This window comes from Collinsella aerofaciens (assembly GCF_040910245.1).
Classification (GTDB): Bacteria; Actinomycetota; Coriobacteriia; order Coriobacteriales; family Coriobacteriaceae; genus Collinsella.
On sequence record NZ_JBDGAY010000004.1, the window covers coordinates 88,482 to 100,083 of the forward strand.

11 protein-coding genes and 4 tRNA genes are annotated in these 11,602 nt (G+C 59.5%); 14 read left to right on the forward strand and 1 reads right to left on the reverse strand.

Translation table 11 applies throughout. The annotated features are described in order from the left end of the window. The first annotated feature begins 35 nt into the window (after positions 1 to 35). The 10 genes from AB5Z20_RS02705 to proC all read left to right on the forward strand — a co-directional run bounded on the left by AB5Z20_RS02705 (position 36) and on the right by proC (position 8,853). Positions 36 to 108: transfer RNA gene (locus AB5Z20_RS02705), tRNA-Phe, on the forward strand. A 474-nt stretch (positions 109 to 582) separates the two neighbouring features. Further along, complete coding sequence (locus tag AB5Z20_RS02710; RefSeq protein WP_099432625.1) at positions 583 to 1,644, forward strand: glycoside hydrolase family 5 protein; 1,062 nt, start codon at positions 583 to 585, stop codon at positions 1,642 to 1,644. A 6-nt stretch (positions 1,645 to 1,650) separates the two neighbouring features. Continuing rightward, positions 1,651 to 2,529 carry a 16S rRNA (cytidine(1402)-2'-O)-methyltransferase gene (gene rsmI, locus AB5Z20_RS02715; protein ID WP_349074505.1) on the forward strand — a complete coding sequence of 293 codons (879 nt, stop codon included), beginning with the start codon at positions 1,651 to 1,653 and terminating at the stop codon, positions 2,527 to 2,529. 69 nt (positions 2,530 to 2,598) lie between these two features. Then, positions 2,599 to 4,200, forward strand: coding sequence for a methionine--tRNA ligase (gene metG, locus AB5Z20_RS02720; RefSeq protein ID WP_368156160.1), 1,602 nt, complete (start codon positions 2,599 to 2,601; stop codon positions 4,198 to 4,200). A gap of 107 nt (positions 4,201 to 4,307) precedes the next feature. Then, positions 4,308 to 5,168 (forward strand): 16S rRNA (adenine(1518)-N(6)/adenine(1519)-N(6))-dimethyltransferase RsmA, encoded by an 861-nt coding sequence (gene rsmA, locus AB5Z20_RS02725; protein ID WP_368156161.1) that lies wholly within the window; start codon positions 4,308 to 4,310, stop codon positions 5,166 to 5,168. Further along, positions 5,158 to 6,075 carry a TatD family hydrolase gene (locus AB5Z20_RS02730; RefSeq protein WP_271737146.1) on the forward strand — a complete coding sequence of 306 codons (918 nt, stop codon included), beginning with the start codon at positions 5,158 to 5,160 and terminating at the stop codon, positions 6,073 to 6,075. The genes rsmA and AB5Z20_RS02730 overlap by 11 nt, the downstream gene beginning before the upstream one ends. A gap of 43 nt (positions 6,076 to 6,118) precedes the next feature. Next, positions 6,119 to 6,205 (forward strand) — tRNA-Leu (locus AB5Z20_RS02735). Positions 6,206 to 6,593: 388 nt separating this feature from the next. Next, entirely contained in the window at positions 6,594 to 7,532 is a 939-nt protein-coding gene (locus tag AB5Z20_RS02740; RefSeq protein ID WP_118256237.1) for an SPFH domain-containing protein, read from the forward strand. 6 nt (positions 7,533 to 7,538) lie between these two features. Then, entirely contained in the window at positions 7,539 to 8,009 is a 471-nt protein-coding gene (gene rlmH / locus AB5Z20_RS02745) for a 23S rRNA (pseudouridine(1915)-N(3))-methyltransferase RlmH (RefSeq protein ID WP_368156162.1), read from the forward strand. Between the two features lie 73 nt (positions 8,010 to 8,082). Beyond that, entirely contained in the window at positions 8,083 to 8,853 is a 771-nt protein-coding gene (proC, locus tag AB5Z20_RS02750) for a pyrroline-5-carboxylate reductase (protein ID WP_368156163.1), read from the forward strand. Positions 8,854 to 9,010: 157 nt separating this feature from the next. Here the strand turns inward: proC and AB5Z20_RS02755 are convergent, their stop codons facing one another. Beyond that, positions 9,011 to 9,184: a DUF6724 family protein gene (locus AB5Z20_RS02755; RefSeq protein WP_006235069.1), complete on the reverse strand. Its 174-nt coding sequence runs from the start codon at positions 9,182 to 9,184 to the stop codon at positions 9,011 to 9,013. Positions 9,185 to 9,295: 111 nt separating this feature from the next. Here AB5Z20_RS02755 and serS point away from each other — a divergent pair, with 111 nt between their 5' ends. The 4 genes from serS to AB5Z20_RS02775 all read left to right on the forward strand — a co-directional run bounded on the left by serS (position 9,296) and on the right by AB5Z20_RS02775 (position 11,601). Next, complete coding sequence (gene serS / locus AB5Z20_RS02760) at positions 9,296 to 10,579, forward strand: serine--tRNA ligase (protein ID WP_117797155.1); 1,284 nt, start codon at positions 9,296 to 9,298, stop codon at positions 10,577 to 10,579. 173 nt (positions 10,580 to 10,752) lie between these two features. After that, positions 10,753 to 11,130 (forward strand): hypothetical protein, encoded by a 378-nt coding sequence (locus tag AB5Z20_RS02765; RefSeq protein ID WP_195624895.1) that lies wholly within the window; start codon positions 10,753 to 10,755, stop codon positions 11,128 to 11,130. 75 nt (positions 11,131 to 11,205) lie between these two features. Then, positions 11,206 to 11,282, forward strand: a tRNA-Arg gene (locus AB5Z20_RS02770). A gap of 242 nt (positions 11,283 to 11,524) precedes the next feature. Continuing rightward, a tRNA-Arg gene (locus AB5Z20_RS02775) sits at positions 11,525 to 11,601 on the forward strand. The last annotated feature ends 1 nt before the right edge of the window (position 11,602 follow it).

Here is an 11,602-nt window from a genome sequence, read left to right on the forward strand (position 1 = left end):
ACTAATCAAGCCTTGAAACAAGGCACACCTCAAATGGCTGGGTAGCTCAGTTGGTAGAGCAGAGGACTGAAAATCCTCGTGTCAGGGGTTCGATTCCCTTCCCCGCCACCTTGAATTGATTAGGACCTCTGCAAAGGGGTCCTTTTCTTTTATGTAGCTCTCGCACGGAATCGAACCCCGTGAGGGCGCGGAGCTGAGTAAACGCGATAGCGTTTGCCAGCGGAGCTCGCAAGGCGCGGAAGCGCCGCAGCGGTCCGCACGCGCGGAGCGCGGGCGCGATTCCCTTCCCCGCCACCTTGAATTGACTAGGACCTCTGCAAAGGGGTCCTTTTCTTTTATGTGGACCCGCGGAAAATGCATCCCAGTCTTTTGCGAAAAACGGGACGCGCTTTCCGGCGCTTACTTCCGACGTGCGTGCACATCTCGGCGCGCCATCTCGGGCCCGCTCAGACATTCCTCCCGCTTTTGCGCCACTTTACAGACCGTTCGGTCGTCTGTCCGCACGCGCGGGTATACTCAAAACGATACTTTTCCTATGCAATACGATGCAGGCTCGGCCTGCACGATCCGAAGGGGGCAGTGATGGAGAGGATACTCGGCGTTAATCTCTCTGGCTGGTTCATTCCCGAGCCTTGGGTTACCCCGTCGCTATACGCGGCGACTGGTGCATCCAACGCGGCCGAGCTGCAGGAGGCCATGGGCACCGCCGCCTATAACGAGCGCATGCGCCGTCATTACGAGACGTTTGTGAGCGAGGATGATTTCCGTCGCATGGCGCAGATCGGCCTCAACGCCGTGCGCCTGCCGGTGCCTTGGTATGCCTTTGGCTCACAGGAGTCCGATGCCTCCTACATCTCGGTTGTCGATTACATCGACCGCGCGATTGAGTGGGCTGCCAAGTACAACATTCGCGTGCTGCTTGACCTGGCGACTGTGCCCGGTGGCCAGGGCGATTCCAACGATTCGCCCGCCACGCCGGAGGCTGTTGCCGAGTGGCATTCGTCCACTAACGGCCGCCATGTCGCACTCGACGTGCTCGAGCGCTTGGCCGAGCGTTACGGCGAGGCCGAGAGCCTGCTGGGCATTGAGCTGCTGGATACGCCGCAGATGAGTGTCCGCAAGAGTCTCTTTGCCATGACGGATGGCATTCCGGCTCACTACCTGCGCAATTTCTATCGCGATGCCTACGAGCTCGTCCGTTCGTATATGCCCGAGGATAAGATCGTCGTCTTTTCGTCTTCGGGGCATCCCAGCGAGTGGAAGCATTTTATGCGCGGCGCCAAGTACAAGAACGTCTACATGGACCTTCACCTGTACCATTACCGCGACGAGTATGCGCTCGATATCACGAGCCCCCGCGGGCTGACGACGGCGATTTCGCGTAACAAGCGCGAGCTTAAAGAAGCGATTTCGACTGGGTTCCCCGTGCTGGTGGGCGAATGGTCGGGTGCGGCGATCTTTGCCAACTCGTCGGTTACGCCCGAAGGCCGCAATGCCTACGAGCGCGTGTTTATCGCCAACCAGCTGGCTTCGTTTGCGCCGGCTGCCGGTTGGTTCTTCCAAACGTGGAAGACCGAGAAGCGCATTGCAGCATGGGACGCCCGCGCGGCGCTCGGTACGCTCGAGCGCGGCATGATTGAATAGGTTGATATGACGCAAAACAGCACCCATACGGGCAAACTCTATGTGGTCGGCACGCCCATCGGCAACCTGGGCGACCTGTCCCCGCGCGTTGGCGAGGCGTTTGCCGCCGCCGATGCCATCTGCTGCGAAGACACGCGTGTGACGTCAAAGCTGCTGATGCATCTGGGCATTTCCAAGCCGCTTGTCCGTTGCGACGAGAATGTGATCGCCAACCGCGCCGCCGGCCTGGTCGACCGTCTGCTGGCGGGGGAGACCCTCGCCTTTGCCTCGGACGCCGGCATGCCGAGCGTGTCCGATCCCGGCCAGGCGCTGGTCGAGGCGGCGCGTGAGGCCGATGTGCCCGTCGAAGTTATTCCCGGGCCCTCTGCTTGCGTCACGGCGCTCGTTTCGTCCGGCATTCCCTGCGAGCATTTTTTCTTCGAGGGCTTTTTGGGCCGAAAGCACGGCGACCGCGTGCGCCGTTTGCAGCGCCTTGCCGTGGTGCCCGGCGCGCTCATCTTCTACGAGTCTCCACATCGTATCGTGGCGACGCTCGAGGCCGTGGCGGAGGTCTTTCCCCAGCGTGAGGTTGCCGTCTGCCGCGAACTCACCAAGCTGCACGAGGAGGTCTTGCGCGGGCCCGCTGCCCAGCTTGCCGAGGAGCTGCGTGCTCGCGGCGAGGTAAAGGGCGAGATTGCGCTGGTCATCGCGCCGCCGAGTGAGGATGAGGAGGCCGGTATCGTGCCGGTTGGCGCCGCGGCAGAGGATCCCGACGAGGCCCTGCGCGAGGATATCCGCGCCGCGCTCGAGGAGGGGGAGCCCGCCTCTGCGGTGGCCAAGCGCCTGTCTCAGAAGTATTCGCGCCGCAAGCGCGATGTCTATGCCATGGTGCTCGATATGCAATAGATGGAGGATATCCAGCCCTTGCGCTAGAATCATCCTCTGTATGCAACGTTTTTCTGGAGGACAAACCCCATGGATCAAAGCAAGCCTTCGTTCTTTATCACGACGCCCATCTACTACGTCAACGCCGATCCGCACCTGGGCACGGCTTATTCCACCATCATCGCCGACGTTCAGGCTCGCTATCGCCGCTCCGCCGGCTATAACGTCAAGTTCCTGACCGGCATGGACGAGCACGGCGAGAAGGTCGCCGAGGCCGCAGCCAAGCACAACATGACGCCGCAGGAGTGGACCGACAGCCAGGCTCCGCACTTCAAGGAGCTTTGGAGCAAGCTCGAGATTTCCAACGACGACTTCATCCGCACCACCGAGCCGCGCCAGCATCATGCCGTGCAGTACCTGTGGGAGCGCATGAAGGAGTCCGGCTACCTGTATAAGGGCAGCTACGACGGCTGGTACTGCGTGCCCGACGAGACCTACTTTACCGATACACAGGTCCAGAAGGGTGACGAAGAGTACGGCAGCGTCGGCCAGCACCTGTGCCCCGATTGCCACCGTCCGCTCGAGCGCGTGCAGGAGGAGTCCTACTTCTTTAAGCTCTCTGCGTTCCAGGACAAGCTGCTCAAGCTTTACGACGAGCACCCCGACTTTGTTGAGCCCACGTTCCGCATGAACGAGGTGCGCAGCTTTGTCGAAGGCGGCCTCAACGACCTTTCCGTGAGCCGTACGAGCTTTGACTGGGGCATTCAGGTCCCGTTCGACGAGGGTCACGTGACCTACGTGTGGTTCGATGCGCTGCTCAACTATATGACGGCCGTCGGCTACGGTGTCGACACCGACGAGGCCCGTGCCGAGCTGGCCTATCGCTGGCCCGCGCAGTTCCACATCGTGGGCAAGGACATCATCCGCTTCCACTGCGTCATTTGGCCCGCCATGCTCATGGCCATCGGTGAAGCCCTGCCCGAGCACGTCTTTGCCCACGGCTTCCTGACCGTGCGCAACGCCGAGACCGGCAAGGCCGAGAAGATGTCCAAGAGCCGCGGCAACGCCATCGCTCCGCAGGACGTTATCGACATGCTGGGCGTTGAGGGCTATCGCTATTACTTTATGACCGACGTGGTGCCCGGCACCGACGGCGCCATCAGCTTCGAGCGCATGGAGCAGGTCTACAACGCCGACCTGGCCAACAGCTGGGGCAACCTTATCTCGCGTTCGCTCAACATGAGCGGCAAGTACTTTGACGGTTGCGCGCCCGCCAAGCCCGCATCGTTCGATGCGTTCGACAACCCGCTGGCAAAAATTGCCGATGGCCTGGTCGATCGTTACATGGCCAAGATGGACGTGCTCGATTACGGTGGAGCTAAGGACGAGGTCATGGAGCTCATCCATGCCGCCAACCACTACATCGAGGACTCCGAGCCTTGGGCACTTGCCAAGGACGAGGCCAAGGCTGACGAGCTGGCGTTTGTGATCTACAACCTGCTCGAGGCCATCCGCATTGCCGCTCACCTGCTGATGCCGCTCATGCCCCAGACCTCTGCCGAGGCCCTGCGCCGCCTGTCCTGCGAGGACGAGGCCGCGAGCGACGACCTCAAGGGCATTTGCGCTTGGGGCCTGCTTGCCGGTGGTCAGCCCGTCGAGAAGGGCGAGCCGCTGTTCCCGCGTCTGGGCTAAGCCGCTGCGCGCCATATCGGCAATTTGCTGTTTAGATGTAAGGGCATGGCCGCAACGGTCCATGCCCTTTTGCTTTACGATGCAGCCACCATGTTAAGGAGGCAACCATGACAACTTCGCCTTTGGCAAACCCCACGGCAACTAGGGAGCTGCTAGAGGAGTTTGGCCTTGCGACCAAGCATCGCCTGGGCCAGAACTTCCTGATCGACAACCATGTAATTGAGCGTATTTGCGAGCTTTCCGAGCTTGCGGGCGATGAGCGCGTGCTCGAGGTTGGCCCGGGCATTGGCACGCTCACGCTTGCGCTGCTGCAGGAGGCGGCGTGCGTCATGTCGATCGAGGCTGATCCCGAGCTTGAGCCGGTGCTCGATGCCCACGCCGCCGACTATGCCAACTTCCGCTTTATCATGGGCGACGCGCTCAGGGTGATGCCGGGGCAGATTGAGCAGGCTGCGGGCGGTGAGCCGACGGTATTTGTCGCGAACCTGCCCTATAACGTGGCGGCGACGATCATCCTGCAGTTCTTCCAGACGATGCCTGCGCTCAAGCGCGCCGTCGTCATGGTTCAAAAGGAGGTTGCCGATCGCATTGCCGCAGTGCCGGGCAACAAGACCTATGGCGGCTACACGGCAAAACTCGGCCTGTATGCGCAGGTGACGGGGCGCTTTGAGGTGCCGCCGCGCTGCTTTATGCCGGCGCCGCATGTGGATTCTGCCGTGGTGCGCATCGATCGCGTTGACGGTATGGTACCCGAGGGCATCGACCGCGAGTTTGTGGCCCGCGTGATCGACGCCGCGTTTGCTCAGCGTCGCAAGACGATTCGCAACTCTATGAGCGCCAACGGCTTTGCCAAGGACGCGCTCGACGCCGCCTTTGAGGCCTGCGGTATCGCACCTACCACGCGCGCCGAGACGCTCGACGTCGCCGCCTTTGTCCGCTTGGCTCAGGAGCTTTCCCATGACGCCTAATGTCGAACGCGTGACGTTTACCAAAAAGAAGAAAACGGTGGCCTGCCCGGTGCCGCTGGCGCCGCTTGCCGATACGCATGCGCACCTGCTCTCTTTTTGGAGCAAGGAAGTGCCCGAGACGCTTGCGCGCGCCAAGGAAGCGGGCATTGACTTGTTGGTGACGGTCTTCGACCCCATTGCCGATAAGCGCAGCGTGGCGGACTATAGCGACTGGCTGACGCACGAGATTCTGCCGATGCAGGATATTCCACAGATCAAGTATCTTGCCGGCGTGCATCCGTATGGCGCACCGGACTATACCGATGATATCCATGCCCAGATTGTGACTGCGCTCGATGATCCCTTATGCGCCGGTATTGGCGAGATCGGTCTGGACTACCACATGGACTATGACGACGATATCGCGCCGGCGCCCCACGACGTGCAGATCGACTGTATGGCGCGCCAACTCGAGGTCGCCGTACGCCGCAATGTGCCGGTAGAGCTGCATCTGCGTCATGAGGATACGGACGAGGAGCGCACCTCGCATGTGGACGCCTACAACGTGTTGCGCGAGGTGGGCGTGCCTCAGGCCGGTTGCGTGCTGCACTGCTTTGGCGAGGATCGAGCCACGATGGAGCGCTTTGTGGATTTGGGTTGTTACATCGCCTATGGCGGCGCGGCTACCTTTAAGCGCAACGGCGACGTGCGCGAGGCATTCGCGGCAACCCCGCTCGACCGTATTCTGTTCGAGACGGATTGTCCCTATATGGCGCCGGAGCCCATTCGCGGTCTCGAGTGCGAGCCTGCAATGATTTCCATCACAGCAAACACGCTGGTCAATGACCGCGTCGATCGTACCGGCGAGGATGCTGAAGCAGTTGCTCGAGCCGCCTGGGAAAATGCCTGCAAACTTTTTCAAAAATAGTTCTTGCGTTCGCGGTGGCGCTCCGTTATTCTAATTCCTGCACGCGGGCGTGGCGGAATTGGCAGACGCGTACGGTTCAGGTCCGTATGGGGGCAACCCCATGAAGGTTCAAGTCCTTTCGCCCGCACCATTAAATGAAAGAGCTCCCAGCAATGGGGGCTTTTTTGTTATGGGCCGTTTTTGGCAGATTTGACCTATCGATTTCGCGCGGTAGATGCCCCTGTGGTCAAAAAGTGGCGAATATGAGTACTGGCACGAAAACAGAGACATTTCGCGAAGCCATTTTTGCTCATTTTACGCAACAGATGTACGCTAATTTGGCTCAACCTTGAGACAAAATGAAGTCATTTCGATAGACTTCGGGTTCAAAGAGGCGATTTTGACCCAAATACGCTGTTACTAAACTGGTAACAGTACTCATATTTGGCCTTTTTTGACCATGGGTCCTCTTGTTGGTGTCACACAGCTGCTTCGTGCGGGTATCCTAGTCCCAACGCGTGCCTATCAGAGGAGAAACCATGCTGTTGTCCGGTATCATCGCTGCCCTTACGAGCCTTCTACTTCCCATCATCATTTTGTTGCTACTGCTCCCCAACGCCTGCTATGTCGTTGAACAGCAGCATGCTGTGATCATTGAGCGCCTGGGCAAGTTCAACCGCATCGTCAACGCGGGCTTCCACATGAAGGTGCCCGTAATCGACCGTAAAGCCGCCACGGTGAGTCTGCGCACCATGAAAAACGGTTTTGGCATCGACGTTAAGACCCAGGACAACGTGACTATCGGCCTTGAGGTCTCTGCTCAGTACCACGTGAGCTATGACATGGGCGCCGGCCCGGCAGATTCGGGCATCTACAAGAGCTACTACATGCTGCAGGAGCCCGTCGACCAAATGCGTGACTTCATCACCGATGCCCTGCGCTCTTCTATCCCCGTCTACACGCTCGATGAGGTCTTTGCCAAAAAAGACGATATCGCCAAGGACGTCAACGCCACCGTGTCCGAGCAGATGGCCGCCTACGGCTTTACCCTCGTGTCGACACTTATCACCAAGATCGCGCTGCCGACCGAGGTCGAGAACTCCATGAACGACATCAACGCTGCCCAGCGAAAGCGCGCCGCTGCGCAGGAGCTCGCCGAGGCCGATCGCATCAAGCGCGTTACCGAGGCGACCGCCGAGGCCGAGGCAATGGAAAAGGCGGGCGAGGGCATCGCCAACCAGCGCAAGGCCATTGCTCTGGGCATCAAAGATTCGCTCGAGATCATCCAGGAGACGGGCGTCGGCAACGATGAGGCCAACCAGCTGTTCATGTTTACGCAGTGGTCCGAGATGATGACGGAGTTCGCTCGCACGGGCAAAACCTCGACGGTCGTGCTGCCGAGCGATTTCTCGCAGTCGGCCTCGATGTTCGAGCAGATGCTGACCGCCGGCAAAGTTCAGAACGAGTCAAAGGAGTAGACGCGCGTGAAATATACCGTTGTTTGCGTTGGCAAGCTCAAAGAGCGCTTTTGGAAGGACGCGTGCGCCGAATACACCAAACGCCTAGGCGCCTATGCCAAGGTAGATATGCGCGAGGTTGCCGATATCGATCCGGCCAAGGCGGGCGGCGTGGATGCCGCGCGCAACAAAGAAGGCGCGGCGATTCTTGCTGCCCTGCCACCGCGGGCACATGTGATTCTGCTGGCTATCGAGGGCAAGGAGCGTTCGAGCGAGGAGTTCTCGGCCCGCCTCGATGACCTCATGCTGAGAGGCAACAGCGACATCGCTTTTGTAATCGGCGGATCGGACGGCGTGAGCGATGCCGTGCGCGCCCGCGCCGACGAGATGCTCAGCTTTGGACGCATTACCTTGCCGCACAACCTGGCGCGCGTGGTGTTGCTGGAACAGATCTACCGCGCCTGCAAGATTAGCCGTGGCGAGCCGTATCACAAGTAGGTCGGCAATACGAAACAATGGCGTGGGACAATGACTTTCGTTTTGAGGAATGCATCTGAGAGGACTGTGTGATATGAAGATCGGATTTGTCGGTTTTGGCAATATGGCGAGCGCTATGGCCGATGGCTGGATTGCCGCCGGCGTGGCCGCGGGCGACATGTGCGCCTGCGCAGGCCGCTACGATGCTCTGGTTGAGCGTTGCGAGGCGCGGGGCATGGCTGCCTGCCACGATGCGGCGGATGTTGTTGCCGCGTCCGATATCGTGGTTGCGGCGGTCAAGCCGTACATGATTGAGAAGGTCTTCGCTCCACTCAAGGATGCGCTTGCCGACAAGGTCGTCCTTTCGGTCGCCTGGACCTGGGATAGTGCCAAGTGGGAACAGGCCCTGCCAGGTGTCGCTCATATTTCGACGGTGCCCAACACGCCGGTTTCGGTGGGCGAGGGCGTTATCGCCTGCGAGAAGGCTTCCACGCTTAGCGAAGAGCAGCGTGCCACGGTGCTCGGTCTGCTCGGAAAGCTTGGCACGGTGGTCGAGCTCGATTCGAGTCTGCTGTTTGTGGGCGGTACCGTGGGCGGTTGCGCTCCGGCATTTGTCGCCATGGCAATCGAGGCTCTGGGCGATGCGGCCGTCAAACACGGTATTCCGCGCGCCGATGCCTATCGCATTGTGAGCCAGATGGTGCTGGGTACGGCAAAGCTGCAGCTTGCAACCGGCCAGCATCCCGCAGCGATGAAAGATGCCGTGTGCTCGCCCGGCGGTGCTACCATCAAGGGCGTCGTCGCGCTCGAGGACGCCGGCATGCGCAGCGCCCTCGTCAAGGCAATCGACGCAACCCTCCAGTAAAACCGACCAAAAAGGGACAGGTTTATTTTGTCAGGTTTTTCCTGCGGTTTTGTCCTTTTAGCGAAAAGCGCCCCGCAACTGGCTCAATTCCAGTTGCGGGGCGTTTGCGTTTGCCCAGATAAAACCGACCAAAATAAACCTGTCCCTTTTTGGTCGGTTAGTCCCAGAAGCTGTCTTCTTCGTCCTCGGACTTGGGGCCGCGGTCGACATACATCTTATGGGTGCGCTTCTCCATCACAAAGGCAAGAATCGCAAATAGCAGGATGCCGCCGGCGAAAAGGATGGCAAAACCGGTGCGGGTGCCAAACAAAAAGGAAAAAACTGCGTCCATTGGGTGCCTTCTTGCGTAGTTGGGTTGGGTCGTAAACGCTCATAAGTATATACTTGCCCATACATGTACAAGGTTGCAACCTAAATGGAATGTATATCGCCGGAGGATCTAATGCTTGATATCAAGTTTGTTCGCGAGAACCCCGATGCCATCGATACCGCCATGGCAAATCGCCAGACGTCTTGGGATCGCGAGAAGTTCTTTGAGCTCGACGACGAGCGTCGTGCCGTCATCACCGAGGTCGAGGAGCTCCAGGCCACGCGTAACGCCGAGTCCAAGAAGATTGGCGCCCTGATGAAGGAGGGCAAGAAGGACGAGGCCGAGGCCGCCAAGGAGGCCGTGCGCGCCGTCAACGAGAAGATCGACGGTCTGGCCGAGCGCCGTACCGCTCTCGAGCAGGAGCAGTACGACTTCATGTCTCACCTGCCCAACATTCCGTGCGAGGCTACCCCGTACGGTAAGGACGAGGACGAGAACATCGAGCGTCGCCGCTGGGGCACCCCGCGCGAGTTCGACTTCGACTTTAAGCCCCACTGGGATCTGGGCACCGATCTGGACATCCTCGACTTCGAGCGTGGCAACAAGCTCTCCGGCAGCCGCTTCACCGTTCTCGGTGGCGCCGGCGCCCGCCTGGAGCGCGCCCTTATCAACTTCTTCCTGGACACGCACACGAGCCGTGGCTTCAAGGAGTGGTGGCCGCCCATCGTCGTCAAGCGTCAGACCATGTTCGGCACGGGCCAGCTGCCCAAATTTGAGGACGACGCCTATCACGTCTCGGGCGACAACTTCCTGATCCCTACCGCCGAGGTCGTACTGACTAACCTGCATGCCGGTGAGGTTCTGGACGCCGACACTCTGCCTCGCCGCTACACTGCCTTCACCCCCTGCTTCCGCGAGGAGGCCGGTTCCGCCGGTCGCGACACCCGCGGCATCATTCGCCAGCACGAGTTCGACAAGGTCGAGATGGTCAAGTTCGCCAAGCCGGAGGAATCCGACGAGGAGCTCGAGAGCATGACCGCCGAGGCCGAGTACCTGCTGCAGCAGCTGGGCCTGCCGTATCGCGTGATTAGCCTGTGCACCGGCGACCTGGGCTTCTCTGCCCGTCAGACCTACGACATCGAGGTCTGGCTGCCGAGCTACAACGCCTACAAGGAGATCAGCTCCTGCTCCAACTGCGGCGACTTCCAGGCCCGTCGCGCCAACATCAAGTATCGCGACCCCGAGAACTTCAAGGGCTCGCGCTACCTGCACACCCTCAACGGTTCCGGCCTGCCGGCTGGCCGCACCATGGCCGCCATCCTGGAGAACTACCAGAACGCCGACGGCACCATCACGATCCCTGAGGTTCTTCGTCCTTACATGGGCGGCCTCGAGAAGATCGAGCCGGTCGCGTAGGTTGCCTGCATAAGCGATTTGCGAGGGCGCTCCTTTTTGGGGCGCCCTTTTTGTGCGCAAAGCCTTACCATATCGTGCGGACAGCTCAATAGAAAACACACGAACAAACGTTCTGTATACAGCCATCTACCTGCTATGCTTTTGTTAAATTGAAGCGAGAGGAAGGGGATGCGATGGAGCTGTTTGATGAACGGGTAGTTTTGTTTGAGAGCGATGAAGGTGGGGAGCACCTACTAGTTACGTGTGAGCCATCGGGTATGGGTGGTTTGGTGGTGCGGCAGACGAGCGAGGGTCCGTTAACCCAATGGTGCTTTGAGGAGTCGCTGCATGTAGTTGAGACCTTTGTGACGCACGAGGGGCTTGTGGCGCTTGAGCAGTTCTATGGAGTTGGGACTTCTAACCAGGTAGCGCGCATGCTGAGCATCTCGTTTGCCGATTATGACTGCGCCCAGCGGGTGCGTTCGCTTTTGAGGGAACTCGGTGCCGGGTTCGATGTGGTTGAAAAACCGATTGATCGCATTGGGGATGTTGGCGCATGCGGAGCTGCGTGAGGAGCATATTCTCGAAAAAAGTTTGAGATTGTGCTTGACTCCAACTAACTAAAGTGGTTTTATATGTCTTGCGCTGCGGCGTTACCTCAGCTGGATAGAGGGTCTGACTACGAATCAGAACGTCATAGGTTCGAATCCTATACGCCGCACCAATCGAACTTTAAGCCTCCGGCAACGGGGGCTTTTCTTTTATGCCGGCACCGCATGGATTCGAACCTCGGTCGAGGCGCGAGCGTGAAGCGGACGCGGAGCGTCCGTAGCGAGCGGGCGAGTCCGCCGGCAGGCGGGCGAAGCCGGTGCGGATCCGCACGAAAACTTAATCAGCGCTTCGTAAAAATTTTCCAAATTGTTGCTTGACCCATCGAGGGCTCACGTGCATAATAATCCGTGCGTTGCGGCGTTACCTCAGCTGGATAGAGGGTCTGACTACGAATCAGAACGTCATAGGTTCGAATCCTATACGCCGCACCAA